This is a genomic window from Pukyongia salina (assembly GCF_002966125.1).
Lineage (GTDB): Bacteria > Bacteroidota > Bacteroidia > Flavobacteriales > Flavobacteriaceae > Pukyongia > Pukyongia salina.
This window is the reverse complement of the sequence record NZ_CP027062.1, coordinates 796,781-815,949: the sequence shown is the minus strand read 5'-3', so window position 1 is coordinate 815,949 and position 19,169 is coordinate 796,781. Positions and strand designations below refer to the sequence as shown.

Below are 19,169 nucleotides of genomic sequence, written 5' to 3'. Positions count from 1 at the left end.
TCGCAAGGTATTACCAGTTTTCAATGGATATACTCTCATTTAGCAGGCGCCAGGTATAGCCTAATTCGCTATCCTTGTCCAGATCGAAAACAGAATAATAACGAAACATTTTACCTGGGTCATCTTCATCGATCGTAATTGGCTGAAGAGTGTCTGGTCTGTTGTCTTTATGGATCGCCCATCCATTTACTACCTGTTTCCATTGGTTGTCTCTCAAGACATAGAGGTAATATTTGTTGAAGTTGGGGTCTTTTATCACTGTATTTACCAGTAACAGATCACTTTCAAATTGCGGAAACCTAAGATAGGAGATCTCTGCTCCCAGACTATTTTTCAGGTGCAATTCGGGAGCGGCATTATCTTCAAAGGCGATCGTGGTTAGAGCGCCGGGCAGCTGAACATTCTTTACATAGCCGTAAAATGCCTTTGTATTTTTGCGGTAGTTTGCTGTGACGGCGTCTGGAGGTATGGTGGGTGCAATTATCACTTCTTCCGGAGGTTCCACAACCACCGAAGTTGTATCTTTTCCAATAACGACGGTATTGGATTTTTGAGTGGATGTTCCGCAGCACATAAAGAGCCACGACAGCATCAGGATAAAGATCGATCGCATTAGATCTTGAAGGTAATTACAGGCATATTAGCATGATTTACCATATCCTCACTTATACTACCGTTGAAGAAATGAGACAAGCCCTTTCGGCCGTGCGTACTCATCCCAATTAATTGGGCGCGGATCTCCTTTGCGAAATTAAGGATCCCCTTTTCAACAGAGATGTCGTTATAAATATTCAAGGTATAATTTTCGGCAGCTGTACCCCTAACGAAGGCTTCCATCATTTCACGAGCCTCCGCCGTGGTCTTAAATCCACTGGGAGTATTTATAAGTAACAGATGCATATGAGCTTCCATCGCTTTGGCAAATTTTTGCGCGTCCATGAACGGTTTTCGGCATTCCTGTGAGAAGTCGGTAGCAAACACAAAATCCCGGATTTCGAAACTAGAATGTTCATTCTTTATCACCAGTACAGGTATCTCCGAGGTGCGTACAACCTTCTCAGTGTTACTACCAATGAACATCTCTTTAAAGCCACTGGAACCATGTGATCCCATCACAATAAGTTCGATCTTATTTTTATCGACAGCCTCTTTTATATCGTCGTAGATCTCACTGTGGCCAATGGTTTCTTGAATACTGATATTTTGCAGATAGGGTTTTTTTAATAATTCTGAAAAGCGTTTTTCGGCCAACTTTATAAAGTATAAAGCTTCAGGCAAACTTCCGGAGTCACCCGAATTAGCAAGGTGTAAAGGGATTTCCATACTATGAAGCAGGAAGATCTCTCCGTCGTTTTTCGCGGCCATTTGAGCGGCAACTTTCAGGGCATTTTCGGCTTGTTTTGAAAAATCTGTAGGGACAAGGATTTTTTTCATCAATAATTGGTGTTTCCAGTTGGTTTTGTTACAGGAAGATACAAAAAATTTATCGGTTCGCATTTGCTTTTTTATAAGAAAAATATATCATATATTTGCAGCGAATTTGGTACGTAACAAACCGAGGGGACAATAAGTCCCCTCTTTTTATAGCCAAAAAATAATGCGAGAGCGAGTAGAAGAATTATTGAACGAGGCATTGGGGCAAAAACCGGAGTTGTTTTTGATCGATCTTACTATTTCCGAAGCCAACCAGATACGGATCATTATTGATGGAGATAAAGGCGTTACAGTGCAGGATTGCATAGATGTAAGCCGCGCCATTGAACATAATCTGGATCGGGAGGAAGAAGACTTTGCCCTGGAAGTGCATTCGGCAGGAGTTACAGAACCCTTAACCATGGTTCGGCAATACAAAAAGAATCTGGGTAGAAAGCTAAAGGTTCGAACAGCCGAAGAAACCGTAGAAGGTGAATTGGCGAGGGTTGATGATGATGCCGTGACCCTTCAATGGAAAGCTCGTGAACCCAAGCCCATTGGAAAAGGAAAAGTTACCGTAAAAAAAGAAGCGGTAATTCCATACAACGATATTGTTGAAGCAAAAGTGATGATAACATTTAATTAGAATGACATGGAAAATTTAGCGTTAATTGATTCATTCTCTGAATTTAAAGACGATAAACTCATTGACAGAGTAACGCTTATGGCGATACTGGAAGACGTTTTCAGAAACGCTTTGAAGAAGAAATACGGGAGTGACGATAATTTTGATATCATTATCAACCCGGATAAAGGTGACCTTGAGATATGGAGAAACCGTGTAGTGGTAGCCGATGGAGAGGTGGAAGACCCTAATGAAGAGATCTCTCTTTCGGAAGCAAGAAAGATCGAAGATGACTTCGAAGTTGGGGAAGATGTGTCTGAAGAGGTAAAACTGATCGACCTGGGTAGAAGGTCGATACTTGCTTTACGCCAGAACTTGATCTCTAAGATACACGAGCACGACAATACAAATATTTATAAGCAGTTCAAGGAACTGGAAGGCGAGATATATACGGCAGAAGTGCACCATATTCGTCATCGGGCTGTGATACTGTTGGACGACGAAGGAAACGAGATCATCCTTCCAAAAGACAAGCAGATCCCTTCAGACTTTTTCCGAAAGGGAGACAACGTAAGAGGGATCATTGAAAGCGTGGAGCTAAAAGGTAATAAGCCTTCCATTATAATGTCACGCGCCAACCCTGTATTCCTCGAGAAACTTTTTGAACAGGAAATTCCGGAAGTATTCGACGGCCTTATAACCGTTAAGAAAGTAGTTAGAATACCAGGAGAAAAGGCAAAGGTTGCCGTAGATTCTTACGACGATCGTATCGATCCGGTAGGAGCTTGTGTAGGTATGAAAGGATCCCGTATTCACGGTATTGTACGTGAATTGGGTAACGAGAATATCGATGTTATAAATTATACCAATAACCTTAATCTATTCATAACTCGTGCCCTTAGTCCGGCAAGAGTAACTGCTATTAATATAGACGAAGAAAACAAGCGTGCAGAGGTGATCCTTAAACCTGAGGAAGTATCAAAGGCTATCGGGCGTGGAGGACATAACATACGTTTAGCAGGACAGCTTACGGGCTATGAGATCGACGTACTTCGCGAAGGTGCCGAGGAAGATGTGGAACTAAGAGAATTTTCCGATGAGATCGAAGAATGGATCATTGAGGAATTCCATAAAATTGGGCTCGATACTGCGAAGAGTGTACTGGAACATGACATTGACGATCTGGTAAAACGTACCGATCTGGAGCAGGAGACCATACAGGAAGTAATCAACATATTAAAAGAAGAATTTGAAGAGTAGTTAAAAGATTAACTACTTTTATACCAAAATTAAAATTAGGAGAAAGCATTTTTATGGCTGAAGTAAAAACAATGAGGCTTAGTAAAGTACTTCGCGAATTCAATATCTCGCTGGATCGTGCCGTGGAATTTTTGAGTTCCAAAGGATACGAGGTAGAGGCACGCCCAACTACCAAGATCACGGCCGAGGAATACGAAGTGCTTTTCGACGAGTTCCAGACAGATAAGAGCAAAAAAGTAGCTTCCAAGGAAGTTGGGGAGGAAAAACGTAAGGAAAAGGAAGAACTACGTATAGCTCGCGAAAAGGAACAGGAAGAGAAGGAAAAGAAAAGTGCCTCCAAAGTTATTAAAGCCGAAGCCAAACTAGACGGCCCTAAACAGGTAGGAAAAATAGACCTTGAAGATTCTAAGGAAAAGAAAAAGGAAGCTGCCAAGGTAGAAGCCAAGACAGAGGTTGTCGAAGAAGTTGTAGAAGAAAAACCCAAAGTTGCAAAGACCAAGGAGAAAGCCACAACCACGGCTAAGGTGGAGAAGGAACCTGTTGAAGAAGCCGTAGAAGAAGTTCCTGAAGACAACAGTAAAAAAGTAGTAGAGACCAATTACCAGAAACTGGATGGTCCAAACTTCACCGGGAAGAAAATAGACCTTTCTCAATTTAAGAAACCTGAAAAGAAGAAGGAAGAGAAGAAAGATGACGCCAAGGACAAAGAGAAGAAGAGTCGCCGTAGACGAATAAGTAAAGAGCCTTCAAAAGGTGCAGGCAACCAAAGGGATAATCGCGGCCGAAGAGGCAGAAGCAATATTCCTAAGGAAGAGCCTAGCGAGGAAGAAGTGCAAAAGCAGGTACGGGAAACTCTTGAGAAACTACAAGGGAAATCCTCTAAAGGAAAGGGAGCCAAGTACCGACGAGAAAAAAGAGATATTCACCGCCAGAAATCGGAAGAGGAACTGGCTCAGCAGGAAGCAGAGAGCACAGTACTTAAAGTAACCGAATTCGTTACGGTGAGCGAAGTAGCTACCATGATGAATGTGCCGGTAACCGAAGTGATCTCGGCTTGTATGTCATTAGGAATGATGGTAACCATGAATCAGCGTCTCGACGCGGAGACACTTACAATCGTGGCAGATGAGTTTGGATATCAGGTAGAATTTGTAACTGCCGATATTGAAGAAGCCATCCATGAAGAGGAGGATGCTCCCGAAGATCTGGAGCCTCGTGCACCAATCGTTACCGTAATGGGTCACGTAGATCACGGTAAAACTTCACTACTGGATTACATTCGTGAGGAGAATGTTATTGCAGGAGAATCTGGGGGTATTACACAGCACATTGGTGCCTACGGTGTTACCCTAGAAAACGGACAAAAAATTGCATTCCTGGATACTCCGGGTCACGAGGCCTTTACCGCTATGCGTGCACGAGGAGCTCAGGTAACAGACCTTGCTATAATTGTGATCGCGGCCGATGATGATATTATGCCTCAGACCAAAGAGGCCATAAGTCATGCCCAGGCAGCCGGCGTTCCAATAGTTTTTGCCATCAATAAGGTGGACAAGCCAACCGCAAACCCCGATAAGATCAAAGAAGGTCTTGCCAATATGAATTTACTCGTTGAGGACTGGGGTGGAAAGATCCAATCACATGATATTTCCGCTAAAACCGGAGAAGGGGTAAAAGAGTTACTTGAAAAAGTTCTCCTTGAAGCAGAATTACTTGAGCTTAAAGCCAATCCAAATAGAAATGCCTACGGAACCGTAGTAGAAGCCTTCCTGGATAAAGGAAGAGGATATGTTTCAACCATACTTGTTCAGGGAGGTACCCTGGAAGTTGGGGATTATGTACTTGCCGGGCAGCACAGTGGAAAAGTGAAAGCCATGCAGGATGAGCGAGGTAAGAAAATTAAAAAGGCCGGGCCGTCAACACCAGTTTCCATACTAGGACTGGATGGAGCGCCCCAGGCAGGTGATAAGTTCAATGTTTTTGAAGATGAACGCGAAGCCAAGGATATTGCGAACAAGCGTATGCAGTTGCAACGTGAGCAGTCTGTAAGAACGCAGCGTCATATCACTCTTGATGAAATTGGAAGACGTATTGCTCTTGGAGAATTTAAAGAACTGAATATTATTCTGAAAGGTGATGTGGACGGATCTGTTGAAGCATTAACGGATTCCTTCCTGAAACTATCCACGGAAGAGATACAGGTGAATATTATTCACAAAGGTGTAGGTGCGATCACCGAAAGTGATGTACTACTTGCTTCGGCATCGGATGCGATCATTATCGGATTTAATGTTCGTCCTATGGGTAATGCAAGGCAGATCGCCGATAAGGAAGAGATCGATATTAGAACGTATTCCATCATCTATGATGCTATAAACGACTTGAAAGATGCGATGGAGGGAATGTTGTCTCCGGAGTTGAAAGAGGAGATCACTGGAACCGCCGAGATACGCGAGACTTTCAAGATATCGAAAGTTGGAACTATCGCAGGATGTATGGTGACCACCGGAAAGATCTTAAGAAACTCCGGTATCCGATTGATCCGCGAAGGCGTGGTTGTTCACACCGGCGAGCTGGAATCCCTTAAGAGGTTTAAGGATGATGTAAAAGAAGTAGCCAAAGGTTACGACTGTGGAATACAACTGAAGAATTACAACGATATAAAAGAAGGCGATATAATCGAAGGCTTCCAGGAAGTTGAGGTTAAGAAGAAGTTATAATTCTGAACCCTATAAAATAAAAAAGGCGGCCATTGGCCGCCTTTTTTATTAGGATATGTGTCTCGTAATTATAACGAGAGCCATTTTTTAGTTCTTCGGAAAATCGGCACTTGTCTTGATCTCCTCGATCTGCCTAACATGTCGTTCGCTGTGTGCAGACATGAACAAAACTACCTGAAAGGCGTCTACAGTTCCGAAGGGAAACTCCTGAACACGATTTCTGAAATCGGCATTGCTGGTATTCACAAAATCTATATTCTTTTTTCTGGCCGATTTAAACGCTTTCAGCGTTGCTTCGTGCGAGCCATACTTTCCGGAAGGCTCGAATGGTTCTTGAGTTTTCACCTTATTAGTGCGGTCCACCATCATAGCGATGAGGTCCTTATCCCCAACCGAAACCTTATCCCTGTTAGCAGGATCTGCTTCTGTCTTTAAAAGTCCCTGTAGCATCCCGGCAAAAGTATCTTCGGAAATTGCAATATGTTCAACACATTCTGCAATAGACCAGGAATCGGGGGTCATCTTATAATTCAATTGTGCCTCGCTAAGCCCGTGAAGTGCTATCATGAGGTGGTCGTGCGAATTGGTCATTTCGGCAACGGCCATTTTACGTTCTTCCTTAGTGAGTCCACCATCAGATATTGTGAAGCTCAATAAAAGGACGCATACCAGTGGTAATAGTAGTTTCTTCATAATTATGGTTTTTATGGTTGAATATCCTTATTTATACTTAGACGAAGCTACGGCTAAAAACTTGGACACTTTCAGAAAAAAAATACATTATCCACCTAATACTGAAGAAAATATACTCGAAAAGAGGAGTTATTTACTTTTCTTTTTGCGCTCCGGTTTCAGTATAAAAGCCGAGGAGAAATCCCGCTGAATTTCAATTAGTGCCCTGTCTGCTTCCAGACGGGTAGAAAAGTTTCCAACCCAAACTTTATAATTGGGTGTTTCGTATTCGATAGAGGCAGGCCAAGCCGAATAAATGTTTCGGTATTTTCTAATCACCGAATTTGCCCTATTTAGTTCTCCGTAATACAACTGTATTGTATATCCGTCGCTTAATTTATTTTCTTTCTCGAGGCTTTTTTTCAACTCGAGTAATTGAGGAATTTGTGCATCCTGATTTACTGTGACCGTTGCCTGTTGAGCAGAGATATTGTTAACAGTAAAACAGATTAATATACTGAAAATAAATAGTTTATGAAAATGTGATAATCGCATGTAAATTGATATTGAATACAAATGTAAATCTTATAAACTTCACATTGGTTAAAATTATTATTTAGAATAATTATAAATTAACCGTTAACACTTTGTTTAGATTTCTAAAATCGATCTTATACCGTACTTTTGCAGGGTTATTTTAGGCATGGAAACACCTGCGAAATTCGCATAAGCTATAACCAATTACGTGCCAAACTTTTGACAATAATTAACCATTAGTATGATAAAGGTGAAGTTTCGAAATCTACCAACTCAATTGTCACTTCTGTTGTTAGCTCTTCTGCTAACGTTTTCAACAACCACATACGCACAGGAAGAGATGGCCGCTGCCACAACCGAAACTGCTCCGGCTACCGGGGTTGGTGATGCGGCTGCTGGAAAGACCCTCTTCAATGCCAACTGTGCTGCCTGCCACAAGCTCTACAAAAAAGGAGTAGGGCCTGCTTTATTTGGCGTGGGTGACAAATACGATAAAGAATGGCTATACAAATGGATTCGAAACAGTCAGGATTTTATTAAATCCGGCGACCCGAAGGCAATCGCCATTTTCGAAGAGAACAACCAATCGGTTATGACCGCCTTTCCGGCGTTAAGCGATACCGATATCGATAATATTATCGCCTATACCTATACCCCAAAACCAGAACCAACTGTAGCTGTTACTGGAGCCACCGGTGGTGGAGGTGGAAATGGAGACGGCCCAACCAATAACATCATCCTTGCGGCACTTGCCTTGATCTTTTTATTGTTGGTGGTCATGCTGGTGTTAGTTAATAAGACACTTCGCAGGATCGCAGAGGCCAATGGTGTGGAATATGAAGTTAGCGAGAAACGTCCTCCTATCTGGAAAGCATTTGTACAAAATCAGTTCCTTGTATTTGTTACCTCAATTTTCTTATTGCTGGCTTCCGGTTATTTTGCCTATGGCTGGATGATGCAAATAGGTGTAGACCAGGGTTATGCTCCGGTTCAACCAATTCACTACTCTCATAAAATTCACGCAGGGGACAACCAGATAGATTGTAATTACTGTCACAGCTCTGCAAGAAAGAGTAAGCATTCAGGGATTCCTTCTCTAAATGTATGTATGAACTGTCACAAAATGATCTCCGAATATAACGGAGAGGAAGATGTTGAGAACGGGTACACAAAAGAATTCTATACCAATGAGATCAAGAAGTTATACGAAGCCGTTGGATGGGATGAGAGTACACAATCTTATACCGGAGAAGAGAAGCCTGTGAAATGGGTTCGTATCCACAACCTGCCAGATTTTGCATATTTCAATCACTCGCAACACGTTACTGTGGCGGGAATTGAATGTCAGACTTGCCATGGTCCTGTTGAAGAAATGGAGATCATGTCGCAGTTTTCTCCGCTTACCATGGGATGGTGTATCAACTGTCACAGGGAAACTAATGTAGATCTTAAAGGCAACGAATACTACAAGAAGATACACGAAGAACTTTCGAAGAAGTATGGAGTAGATCAGTTAACCATCGCACAGATGGGTGGACTGGAATGTGGTAAGTGTCACTATTAATAACGAATGAATAATTTTTCAGAAACGAATATGGCATCAAACAAGAAATACTGGAAAAGTGTTGAAGAACTGAAAGAAAACAGTTCTATTGTTGAGACGCTGAAACAAAACGAATTTGTTGAAGAGATTCCCACAGACGATTTTCTTGGGGATAAAGAAACTCTTGAAGCTTCATCAACCACACGACGCGATTTCTTAAAATATGTTGGGTTTACAACTGCAGCGGCCTCATTGGCTGCCTGTGAAGGGCCGGTGATCAAATCCATCCCTTACGTTGTGGCTCCGGACGAAATTGTTCCCGGTGTGGCAAATTACTACGCATCTTCCATTGGTGATGGATTCGATTTCGCCAACGTATTGGTAAAGACTCGTGAAGGGCGTCCTATTAAAATAGAGCGTAACGATCTTGCAAAGAACAATGAGGTAAATGCTCGTGTTCAGGCGTCTGTTCTATCGTTGTACGACAAGAACAGGTTGATGGCCCCCAGAGTAGGAGATGAAGAAGTAAGTTGGGACGACTTCAACGCGGGTGTAGTTGCTACCCTGAGTCAGATGACAGGCAAAGATGTTGTACTTCTTACGCAAACTTTCGCCAGCCCTACCACCTCAAAATTAATTCAGGAATTTATTACTCAGTTCCCTCATGTTCGTCATGTAGTTTATGATACAGTTTCTTCTTCGGAAGCGGCAGATGCCTACCAGGCGAAATACGGAAGCCGTGGCTTGGCAGATTACGATTTTTCCAAAGCGGAAGTGATCGTCTCTGTGGGTGCAGATTTCTTAGGTGACTGGCAAGGTGGAGGTTACTCCCCGGGTTATATTGAAAATCGTGTTCCGAAGAATGGTAAGATGTCACGACATATTCAGTTTGAGGCGAATATGACTCTATCCGGAGCTAACGCAGATAAGCGAGTTCCTGTAAAACCTTCAGATCAGAAAAAAATAGTTATGGCTTTAACAGGAGGCAGCATGTCCGGATTACCGGAGGGCGTTGCCGAAGCTGTTAGAGCTGCAAAAGCCGAGCTTGATCGTGCCGGAAATAAAGGCGTGATCGTTACAGGTCTGCCCGATGTGGCTGCCCAATCGGCTGTATTAAATTACAATGAGTCCAGAGGAAGTATGGCTATGGATACCGATAAGCCTCGCCTTACCTCAATGGGGAACACCGCCGAAGTCACAGCCGTGATGAACGGGGTTGTTTCAGGGAGTATAAAAGGACTTATCACAGTAGGAGTAGATCCGGTTTATTCCTTCCCTCATCCATCGTTTGCCGATGCGTATAAAAATCTGGAGCTGTCTCTTGCCTTCTCTATGAAGGAGGACGCTACTGCTTCTCTTGCAAAAATGGTGGCGGCAACGCCTCACTATTTGGAGAGTTGGGGCGATATTCAAACCAAGAAAGGGAATTTTGGGATCACACAACCCGCTATCAGACCTCTTTTCAACACAAAACAATTTCAGGAATGTCTGTTGAAATGGTCTGGTAATGACAAACCATACTACGATTACCTACGCGAGAATTGGGAAACCAATATTCTTGCCGGAGCCTCCTGGAACAAAGCTGTTCAGGATGGAGTTTTCGAAAGTGATGTTGAACTGGAAGTTCTGGAAACTACACCCGCACTAAATACACTTGAGAGCAGTACTTCTGAAGGCGCTTTATTAGCGAATTCACAAGAAGGTGGTATGGAACTTACCTTATATACCAAAACTTCGATGGGTGATGGACAACAGGCAAACAACCCTTGGTTGCAAGAGATGCCCGATCCTATTACCCGAGCTGCCTGGGATAATTATGTTACCATGTCTGCTTCAGATGCTGAAGCCATGGGAATTGAAAACTTCAATGTAGCCAATGGTGCGCTAAACGGAAGTTATGTGAATGTCTCTATGGGAGATGTTACTGTTGAAAATGTACCGGTGATAATTCAGCCTGGTCAGGCAAAAGGATCCATTGGTTTAGCCTTGGGTTATGGTAAGACGGCTGCAATTCAAACCGAAATGCAAACTGGAGTTAATGCCTTCCCTTTGTACAACAATTTTAATGCTGTACAGAATGTAAGTGTTACCAAAACAAGTGGTATCCATGAGTTTGCTTGTGTTCAGCTACAAAATACGATGATGGGTCGTGATATTATTCGCGAAACTACCCTCGAGATATTTAATACAAAAGATGCTTCGGTATGGAATGCCATGCCAATGGTTTCTAAAGATCATAAGGAAATTCCTGTGACATCTCCGGATGCCGACCTTTGGGATTCTTTTGATCGTTCGGTAGGACATCACTTTAACTTATCCATAGACCTGAACGCTTGTACAGGTTGTGGGGCATGTGTTATTGCTTGTAATGCTGAAAATAATGTGCCCGTAGTTGGTAAGAACGAGATTCGAAAGAGTAGAAGCATGCACTGGCTTCGTATCGACCGGTATTATTCGAGTCAGGAGTCGTTCGCGGTAGATCTTGATAAAAAAGAAAATATTTCCGGTCTGGGAAGTTCGCTTTCCGAATTCGGAGAACTGGAACAAGCTTCCGAGAATCCACAGGTTGCCTTTCAACCTGTAATGTGTCAGCACTGTAACCATGCTCCTTGTGAGACGGTTTGTCCGGTAGCGGCTACATCACATGGACGCCAGGGACAAAACCACATGGCCTATAACCGTTGTGTTGGTACGCGTTACTGTGCAAACAACTGTCCATATAAGGTTCGTCGTTTCAACTGGTTCTTATATGCCGAGAATGATGAGTTCGATTATCATATGAATAACGACCTTGGAAGAATGGTCTTAAATCCGGATGTAGTGGTGAGATCACGTGGAGTAATGGAAAAATGCTCGATGTGTATTCAGATGACTCAGAAAACCATTTTAGATGCAAAACGGGATGGAAGACCGATCAAGGATGGAGAATTTAAAACAGCATGTTCTTCGGCATGTAACACAGGGGCTATTGTCTTTGGTGATGTGAACGATCACGAAAGTGAGGTTTATAAGAAGAAGCATGACGACAGGATGTATCATTTACTTGAAGCAGTTGGAACAAAGCCAAATGTGATGTACCAGACTCAGGTAAGGAACACAAAAGAAGCTTAAAATAACTAACTAAGAAATAGTACAAAAAGATATGGCGTCGCATTACGAAGCACCTATTAGAAAACCCTTAGTTACGGGAAATAAATCCTACCACGATGTTACCGTGGATGTAGCCGCTCCGGTAGAAGGAAAGGCCAACAGATCCTGGTGGATTGTATTCGGAATAGCATTAGCTGCATTCCTTTGGGGTATTGGCTGTATTATCTATACCATTTCCACCGGAATTGGTGTATGGGGTCTAAACCCAACAGTTAACTGGGCCTGGGATATAACAAATTTCGTTTGGTGGGTAGGTATTGGTCACGCAGGAACCCTGATTTCTGCGGTACTTCTACTTTTCCGTCAGAAATGGAGAATGGCGATCAACCGCTCTGCCGAGGCGATGACGATCTTTTCGGTTATTCAGGCAGGTTTGTTCCCTATCATTCACATGGGACGTCCCTGGCTGGCGTATTGGGTACTACCTATTCCCAACCAATTTGGTTCGCTGTGGGTAAATTTCAACTCACCACTGCTTTGGGATGTATTTGCAATATCAACCTATCTTTCGGTTTCTCTGGTTTTCTGGTGGACGGGGCTATTGCCGGATTTCGCTATGATACGAGACCGTGCCATCACACCATTTACAAAAAGGGTGTACAGTATCCTTTCTTTTGGATGGAGTGGACGTGCAAAAGACTGGCAACGATTTGAAGAAGTATCATTGGTACTTGCCGGATTGGCAACTCCTCTTGTACTTTCGGTTCATACAATCGTATCTTTCGACTTCGCCACTTCTGTGATTCCGGGATGGCACACTACCATCTTCCCGCCTTACTTTGTTGCGGGAGCGATCTTCTCTGGTTTTGCGATGGTACAGACGCTTCTTATCATCATGAGAAAAGTGTCTAATCTGGAAGACTATATTACCATTCAGCATATAGAACTTATGAACATTGTGATCATGATCACAGGTTCAATTGTTGGGGTAGCCTATATTACCGAGCTGTTTATCGCATGGTATTCGGGAGTGGAATACGAACAATATGCTTTCCTCAACCGTGCTACCGGACCATACTGGTGGGCGTACTGGGCCATGATGACATGTAATGTGTTCAGCCCGCAGTTTATGTGGTTCAAGAAATTACGAACTAGTATTATGTTCTCCTTCTTTATATCGATCGTTGTGAACATAGGTATGTGGTTTGAGCGTTTTGTGATCATTGTAACTTCGTTACACCGTGATTACCTTCCTTCATCCTGGACCATGTTCTCCCCAACATTTGTGGACATAGGGATCTTTATCGGAACCATTGGATTCTTCTTTGTTTTGTTCCTACTTTACGCAAGAACTTTCCCGGTTATCGCTCAGGCGGAGGTAAAATCTATACTGAAGGGATCCGGAGACCGGTATAAGAGATTAAGAGCAGAACATGGAGACGATGTAAAGCATTACGGTGAGGTACCTGGAGCTACTGCAACTGTAAAAACTCCGTCAACAGTTCCGGACAGTCCTATGGCCGAGGACAATTCAGAAAAAATAAATAGCCTGCTAGAGAGTATTGGAACTTTCGATCCAAATACACAATCTGCAGACGATCTTAAACGAATTAGTGGTGTAGGTCCGGTAATGGAACAAAAATTACACCAGTTGGGTATCTATACCTTTGATCAGGTAAGTAGAATGACCGATAGAGAATACGACCTGCTGGACAGCATAATAGATGAGTTCCCAGGAAGAGCCAAGAGAGATGACTGGGCCGGGCAGGCAACTAAACTTAAAAATAATTCATAGCTATGGCATCGAAAGTGATACACGCTATTTATAATGATGACGACATCCTCCTGAACGCTGTGAAGAAGGTGCGGGATGAACACTATCATATCGAAGAAGTATATACACCATTTCCGGTTCACGGGCTTGAAAAAGCCATGGGGCTGGCCGATACTCGTATTGCTATCACCTCATTCCTGTATGGACTAGTGGGACTTAGTGTAGCGATAATCATGATGAATTATATCATGATCCAGGATTGGCCACAGGATATTGGTGGTAAACCAAGTTTTAGCTATATAGAGAATATGCCTGCTTTTGTGCCGATCATGTTCGAAATGACGGTATTCTTTGCAGCTCACTTAATGGTGATAACCTTTTATATGAGGAGTAAATTATGGCCATTTAAGAAAGCCGAAAACCCCGATGTGCGAACTACCGATGATCATTTTTTAATGGTAGTGGACACAGGTAATCACGATATAGAGCAAGTTTCCAGTTTCTTGTCTAGTACTGGTGCATTGGAAATTAGTATTCATGAAAATGATGAAGACCATTAATATGAAGAAAGCGATTCACATAAGTATTGTAATTATTGCTTCCATGGCGATAATGTCCTGTTCCAATACTAATAGTCCGAACTATCAGTACATGCCTAACATGTACGAGCCTGTTGGTTACGAAACATATGGCGAATACGATATATTTGAGAATGAAATGGAGGCAAAACTTCCGGCCGAAGGGTCTATCCCCAGAGGGTGGATGCCGTACGAATATGAAAATTCGACCGCCGGATTAGAACTTGCCCGTACAGAACTTAAAATGACTTTACCGGTTACCGAAGAGAACCTGGCTAAAGGAGCTCAGTTATATGAGATCTATTGTGCGGTGTGTCATGGAACAAAAGGTGACGGACAAGGAATATTGATGCAGCGAGAAAAATTCCTGGGGATACCAAGTTATGCAGATCCGGGAAGAAATATCACAGAGGGAAGTATTTACCATGTACAGATGTATGGATTAAACGCTATGGGATCTTATGCCTCTCAAACAAACGAATTGGAGAGATGGCAGATCACGCAGCATGTGCTTAATCTAATGGCAGCCCTCAAGGGAGAAGCAGGTTTGATAGTGGAAACTATGGGAGAAGATGCGGTAAATAATTTACCACAGTTGATAGAGTCTGCCGAAGAAACCAACGGAGAAGAACCTGTAGATAACTAAGAATTACATTAAAGAATAAAGAGAATAGCTAAAGATATGTATACGCTACCCAATAAATTAAAACTGTTCGCAATTATCTTTATGGTAGTTGGTGCCGTTGGAATCGTTTCAGGCTTCCTGATGGCTCCTAAAACAACTTCCGAAGTAAAGGAAATGATGGTCGATGGCCACGGTGATGGCCATGGTGGTGATCATGCTGTTGTTGATGAATCTCACAACGGAGGGCATGGTGAAGAAGCCCACGATGACGAGGCTCATTACGAGCATGTGTTACATCAATTGCAAAACAGACCATGGTCTGCCTTGTATGTGGCATCTTTCTTCTTCTTTATGATCGCCCTTGGGACTCTGGCATTCTATGCTATTCAGTATGCGGCCCAGGCAGGTTGGTCGCCGGTTTTATTCCGGGTTATGGAAGGGATCACGGCCTATTTACCGGTGGCATCTGTGATCATACTTGTATTATTACTGCTTTCGGCTTTCCATGTAAATCATATCTTTCACTGGATGGATCCAGAATTGGTTAACCCCGAAAGTGATCATTACGATAAATTGATCGCAGGGAAAAGCAGCTTTTTAAACGTGCCGTTTTTCCTTATTAGAGCATTGATTTTCCTTGGCGGATGGAACCTGTACAGATGGGTGTCCAGACGAAACTCTCTTAGAGATGATAATGCAGAAGATAATCGCTGGTTTAAAAAGAACTTTAAAGCTTCGGCTATTTTCCTGGTATTCTTCATCGTTACAGAATCTATGATGAGCTGGGATTGGATCATGAGTTTCGATCCTCACTGGTTCTCAACCCTGTTTGGCTGGTATGTGTTTGCCGGGATGATGGTTAGCGCCATCACTGTGATAGCCATGGTTACCATAGTGTTGAAATCGCAGGGATACCTGGAGCATGTGAACGACAGTCATATACATGACCTTGCAAAATATATGTTCGGTTTCAGCATTTTCTGGACCTATTTGTGGTTCTCACAATTTATGCTGATCTGGTATTCGAACATCCCCGAAGAGGTTACTTATTTTGTAACACGAATCGAAGATTATAATCTTCCCTTCTTCGGAATGGTGGTTATGAATTTCGTATTCCCGGTACTGATGCTTATGAATAGTGATTACAAACGTGTGAACTGGTTTGTGATCTTAACAGGGATTGTAATATTGGTTGGGCATTATATAGACGTGTTCAATATGGTGATGCCAGCTACCGTAGGAGCTTCCTGGTTTATCGGTTTACCCGAGATAGGAGCAATAATGTTTTTCTTTGGCTTGTTTGTCTTGGTTGTATTTACGGCGCTTACCAAAGCTCCATTATTGGCCAAGCGTAACCCGTTTATCAAAGAAAGTAAGCATTTTCATTATTAATCAAAATTTAGAAGACAGATAACGATGACCGCATTTTTAGTTGTATTAGTAATCATTCTTTTTGGAGTCGCTGTCATGCAAATGGGCAAGATATTCAAGATGTCTCGCCAGCAGTCGAATACTTCCGAAATAGTCAACGATAAGGATAATAACACCCAGGGATGGTTGATGCTCGCATTTGTAATATTCATCTATGTGCTCTGTATTTATTCATTCTACGAATGGGGTGATGTGTTGTTGCCAAGATCGGCCTCGGAGCACGGGGTGGGAATCGACCAGCTTTGGTTGATTTCTATGATCATTATTTTTGTTGTTGGGATCATCACGCAATGGTTGTTGCACTACTTTGCCTTTAAATACAGAGGGCGTCAAACTCAAAAGGCGGTATTTTATGCAGACAACGATAAGCTTGAATTCATCTGGACCATCATTCCCGTAATAGTTCTTGCAGGACTTATCATTTATGGTTTGTTCACCTGGACCGATATTATGAATATCGATACAGAAGATGATCCATTAGTAGTGGAGTTGTATGCGTACCAGTTCGACTGGAGAGCTCGATACGGAGGAGAAGATAACACCCTTGGTGAAGCCAATGTAAGATTGATCGAAGGTGTGAACCAACTAGGTGTGGATGCTTCAGATCCCTATGCTCAGGATGATGTGATCGTTAACGAACTACATCTGCCAAAAGGAAGAAAAGTAATCTTTAAAATGCGCTCACAGGATGTTCTTCATTCTGCTTATATGCCACATTTCCGGGCTCAGATGAACTGTGTGCCGGGGATGATCACTCAATTCTCCTTTACACCTACTGTAACAACCGAGGAAATGAGGCAGGCCGAAGAAATGAAAGATAAGGTTCAGAAGATCAATAAGATCCGAACAGAGAATAATATTGCTCTTGCTGCTGCAGGAGAAGAACAGTTGGAGATGTATGAATTCGACTATATGCTACTTTGTAACAAGATCTGTGGTAACAGCCATTACAACATGCAAATGAAGATCATTGTTGAAGAAGAAGAAGAATTCAATGCATGGATGAAAGAACAACAAACGCTCGCAGCGGTATTAAAACAATAAAAAATTAGCTTAAAAGATATGTCAGCACACGCCGAAGCACACGCAGTAGATCATCACGACGATCACGGACATCATCACAAAGAGACGTTCATAACTAAATATATATTTAGTCAGGACCATAAAATGATCTCCAAGCAATACCTAATTACAGGATTGTTCATGGGTATTATTGGTATAGCTATGTCTATCCTGTTCAGGATGCAGTTGGCATGGCCGGATGAACCTTTCACAATCTTCGAAGTACTATTAGGTAAATGGGCCGAGGGTGGCGTTATGGACCCAAGTGTTTACCTGGCCCTGGTAACTATTCATGGAACGATCATGGTATTCTTTGTCCTTACGGCCGGATTGAGTGGTACCTTCAGTAACTTACTTATACCACTACAGATCGGGGCGCGCGATATGGCTTCCGGGTTCCTTAATATGATCTCATACTGGTTGTTCTTTCTATCCAGTATTATCATGGTTTTTTCACTTTTCGTGGAAGCTGGACCTGCCTCAGCCGGGTGGACAGTATATCCGCCGTTAAGTGCGTTACCGCAGGCTATTCCAGGTTCTGGTGCCGGTATGACTTTGTGGCTAGTGTCTATGGCGATCTTTATCGCATCCTCACTTCTCGGGTCACTTAATTATATAGTAACAGTTTTAAACTTAAGAACCAAAGGGATGTCGATGACTCGCCTTCCTTTAACAATTTGGGCGTTCTTTGTAACAGCCATAATCGGGGTGGTTTCTTTCCCGGTATTATTGTCTGCCGCATTAATGCTTATAATGGATAGAAGCTTCGGAACCTCCTTCTTCCTTTCCGATATTTATATCGCAGGAGAAGTATTACACAACCAGGGAGGATCTCCAGTGCTCTTTGAACACCTTTTCTGGTTCCTGGGGCACCCCGAAGTATATATTGTAATATTACCTGCTATGGGTCTTGTGTCCGAGATCATGGCAACAAACTCTCGTAAACCAATCTTTGGTTACCGTGCCATGGTGGCATCCATCTTAGCGATCGCATTTTTATCTACGATCGTTTGGGGGCACCATATGTTTATATCAGGGATGAATCCGTTCCTGGGGTCGGTATTTACATTTACTACCCTGCTTATTGCAATTCCTTCTGCAGTTAAAGCCTTTAACTGGATCACTACCTTATGGAAAGGGAATTTACAGTTAAATCCCGCGATGCTATTTTCAATTGGATTTGTATCTACGTTCATCACGGGTGGATTAACAGGTATTATTCTGGGTGATAGTGCACTAGATATTAATGTACACGATACCTATTTCGTGGTTGCACACTTCCACCTGGTAATGGGAATCTCGGCTTTATATGGATTATTTGCCGGGGTGTACCACTGGTTCCCAAAAATGTTCCAAAGCAGGATGATGAATAAAAATCTTGGATTTGTACACTTCTGGGTTACCGCTGTAGGTGCCTATGGGGTTTTCTATCCAATGCACTTTATTGGAATGGCTGGACTGCCAAGACGTTATTACAATAACACCAACTTCCCGTATTTCGACGATCTGGCCGACGTGAATGTTGTGATCACAATTTTTGCGATCATTACTGCAGCGGCACAGTTAGTTTTCCTATACAACTTTATTCATTCTATGTTCTACGGGAAAAAAGGCCCTCAAAATCCTTGGAAATCCAATACTTTGGAATGGACGGCACCAATCAAACATATTCATGGAAACTGGGATGGTCCTATTCCGCATGTGTATCGTTGGTCTTACGATTATAGTAAACTCAATAAAGATGAAAGCGACTATGTGATTCCAGGTCAGGATTATGTGCCGCAGCATATCCCGCTGCAGGAAAATGAAGAAGAGCTGAATCATTAATTGAAAAAATAG

15 protein-coding genes are annotated in these 19,169 nt (G+C 42.6%); 11 read left to right on the top strand and 4 right to left on the bottom strand.

Annotated elements, in window-relative coordinates; translation table 11 throughout:
• Positions 1-10 precede the first annotated feature (10 nt).
• Entirely contained in the window at positions 11-613 is a 603-nt protein-coding gene (locus C5O00_RS03660; protein WP_158676771.1) for a hypothetical protein, read from the bottom strand.
• Positions 613-1,434 carry a universal stress protein gene (locus C5O00_RS03655; RefSeq protein WP_105217562.1) on the bottom strand — a complete coding sequence of 274 codons (822 nt, stop codon included), beginning with the start codon at positions 1,432-1,434 and terminating at the stop codon, positions 613-615. The genes C5O00_RS03660 and C5O00_RS03655 overlap by 1 nt, the downstream gene beginning before the upstream one ends.
• A gap of 160 nt (positions 1,435-1,594) precedes the next feature.
• On the opposite strand from C5O00_RS03655, the gene rimP reads away from it, so the two are divergent.
• The 3 genes from rimP to infB are packed head-to-tail and all read left to right on the top strand — an operon-like array spanning position 1,595 to position 6,018.
• The gene (gene rimP / locus C5O00_RS03650) at positions 1,595-2,059 is read left to right on the top strand and encodes a ribosome assembly cofactor RimP (protein WP_105215041.1); all 465 of its coding nucleotides are present in this window, start codon (positions 1,595-1,597) and stop codon (positions 2,057-2,059) included.
• A 6-nt stretch (positions 2,060-2,065) separates the two neighbouring features.
• A complete protein-coding gene (nusA, locus tag C5O00_RS03645) occupies positions 2,066-3,298 on the top strand; it encodes a transcription termination factor NusA (RefSeq protein WP_105215040.1) in 1,233 nt (410 codons plus the stop codon).
• Positions 3,299-3,351: 53 nt separating this feature from the next.
• On the top strand, positions 3,352-6,018 hold the full coding sequence (gene infB, locus C5O00_RS03640; RefSeq protein ID WP_105215039.1) for a translation initiation factor IF-2: 2,667 nt from the start codon (positions 3,352-3,354) through the stop codon (positions 6,016-6,018).
• Between the two features lie 87 nt (positions 6,019-6,105).
• Here the strand turns inward: infB and C5O00_RS03635 are convergent, their stop codons facing one another.
• Together C5O00_RS03635 and C5O00_RS03630 are read right to left on the bottom strand one after the other, a co-directional pair.
• Positions 6,106-6,711: a DinB family protein gene (locus C5O00_RS03635; protein ID WP_105215038.1), complete on the bottom strand. Its 606-nt coding sequence runs from the start codon at positions 6,709-6,711 to the stop codon at positions 6,106-6,108.
• A gap of 129 nt (positions 6,712-6,840) precedes the next feature.
• The gene (locus tag C5O00_RS03630; RefSeq protein ID WP_105215037.1) at positions 6,841-7,245 is read right to left on the bottom strand and encodes an SPOR domain-containing protein; all 405 of its coding nucleotides are present in this window, start codon (positions 7,243-7,245) and stop codon (positions 6,841-6,843) included.
• A gap of 223 nt (positions 7,246-7,468) precedes the next feature.
• Between C5O00_RS03630 and C5O00_RS03625 the strand changes: the two genes are divergently transcribed.
• From C5O00_RS03625 to C5O00_RS03590, 8 genes are read left to right on the top strand one after another with little or no spacing between them, the layout of a single operon-like run.
• On the top strand, positions 7,469-8,791 hold the full coding sequence (locus tag C5O00_RS03625) for a c-type cytochrome (RefSeq protein ID WP_105215036.1): 1,323 nt from the start codon (positions 7,469-7,471) through the stop codon (positions 8,789-8,791).
• A gap of 30 nt (positions 8,792-8,821) precedes the next feature.
• Entirely contained in the window at positions 8,822-11,881 is a 3,060-nt protein-coding gene (locus C5O00_RS03620) for a TAT-variant-translocated molybdopterin oxidoreductase (RefSeq protein WP_105215035.1), read from the top strand.
• Positions 11,882-11,912: 31 nt separating this feature from the next.
• Positions 11,913-13,655, top strand: coding sequence for a helix-hairpin-helix domain-containing protein (locus C5O00_RS03615; protein WP_105215033.1), 1,743 nt, complete (start codon positions 11,913-11,915; stop codon positions 13,653-13,655).
• A 2-nt stretch (positions 13,656-13,657) separates the two neighbouring features.
• Positions 13,658-14,194 (top strand): DUF3341 domain-containing protein, encoded by a 537-nt coding sequence (locus tag C5O00_RS03610; protein WP_105215031.1) that lies wholly within the window; start codon positions 13,658-13,660, stop codon positions 14,192-14,194.
• A gap of 1 nt (position 14,195) precedes the next feature.
• Complete coding sequence (locus C5O00_RS03605) at positions 14,196-14,858, top strand: c-type cytochrome (protein ID WP_244593024.1); 663 nt, start codon at positions 14,196-14,198, stop codon at positions 14,856-14,858.
• 36 nt (positions 14,859-14,894) lie between these two features.
• Positions 14,895-16,229 (top strand): quinol:cytochrome C oxidoreductase, encoded by a 1,335-nt coding sequence (locus tag C5O00_RS03600; protein WP_105215027.1) that lies wholly within the window; start codon positions 14,895-14,897, stop codon positions 16,227-16,229.
• 24 nt (positions 16,230-16,253) lie between these two features.
• Positions 16,254-17,312, top strand: coding sequence for a cytochrome c oxidase subunit II (locus C5O00_RS03595; RefSeq protein WP_105215025.1), 1,059 nt, complete (start codon positions 16,254-16,256; stop codon positions 17,310-17,312).
• A gap of 18 nt (positions 17,313-17,330) precedes the next feature.
• Positions 17,331-19,157 carry a cytochrome c oxidase subunit I gene (locus C5O00_RS03590; protein WP_105215023.1) on the top strand — a complete coding sequence of 609 codons (1,827 nt, stop codon included), beginning with the start codon at positions 17,331-17,333 and terminating at the stop codon, positions 19,155-19,157.
• Positions 19,158-19,169 lie beyond the last annotated feature (12 nt).

What these genes read in the sequence shown, in the direction of transcription:
- C5O00_RS03660 (WP_158676771.1), bottom strand. Translation starts at nt 613, where the DNA reads ATGCGATCGATCTTTATCCTGATGCTGTCGTGGCTCTTTATGTGCTGC.
- C5O00_RS03655 (WP_105217562.1), bottom strand. Translation starts at nt 1,434, where the DNA reads ATGAAAAAAATCCTTGTCCCTACAGATTTTTCAAAACAAGCCGAAAAT.
- nusA (WP_105215040.1), top strand. Translation starts at nt 2,066, where the DNA reads ATGGAAAATTTAGCGTTAATTGATTCATTCTCTGAATTTAAAGACGAT.
- infB (WP_105215039.1), top strand. Translation starts at nt 3,352, where the DNA reads ATGGCTGAAGTAAAAACAATGAGGCTTAGTAAAGTACTTCGCGAATTC.
- C5O00_RS03635 (WP_105215038.1), bottom strand. Translation starts at nt 6,711, where the DNA reads ATGAAGAAACTACTATTACCACTGGTATGCGTCCTTTTATTGAGCTTC.
- C5O00_RS03630 (WP_105215037.1), bottom strand. Translation starts at nt 7,245, where the DNA reads ATGCGATTATCACATTTTCATAAACTATTTATTTTCAGTATATTAATC.
- C5O00_RS03625 (WP_105215036.1), top strand. Translation starts at nt 7,469, where the DNA reads ATGATAAAGGTGAAGTTTCGAAATCTACCAACTCAATTGTCACTTCTG.
- C5O00_RS03620 (WP_105215035.1), top strand. Translation starts at nt 8,822, where the DNA reads ATGGCATCAAACAAGAAATACTGGAAAAGTGTTGAAGAACTGAAAGAA.
- C5O00_RS03615 (WP_105215033.1), top strand. Translation starts at nt 11,913, where the DNA reads ATGGCGTCGCATTACGAAGCACCTATTAGAAAACCCTTAGTTACGGGA.
- C5O00_RS03610 (WP_105215031.1), top strand. Translation starts at nt 13,658, where the DNA reads ATGGCATCGAAAGTGATACACGCTATTTATAATGATGACGACATCCTC.
- C5O00_RS03605 (WP_244593024.1), top strand. Translation starts at nt 14,196, where the DNA reads ATGAAGAAAGCGATTCACATAAGTATTGTAATTATTGCTTCCATGGCG.
- C5O00_RS03600 (WP_105215027.1), top strand. Translation starts at nt 14,895, where the DNA reads ATGTATACGCTACCCAATAAATTAAAACTGTTCGCAATTATCTTTATG.
- C5O00_RS03595 (WP_105215025.1), top strand. Translation starts at nt 16,254, where the DNA reads ATGACCGCATTTTTAGTTGTATTAGTAATCATTCTTTTTGGAGTCGCT.
- C5O00_RS03590 (WP_105215023.1), top strand. Translation starts at nt 17,331, where the DNA reads ATGTCAGCACACGCCGAAGCACACGCAGTAGATCATCACGACGATCAC.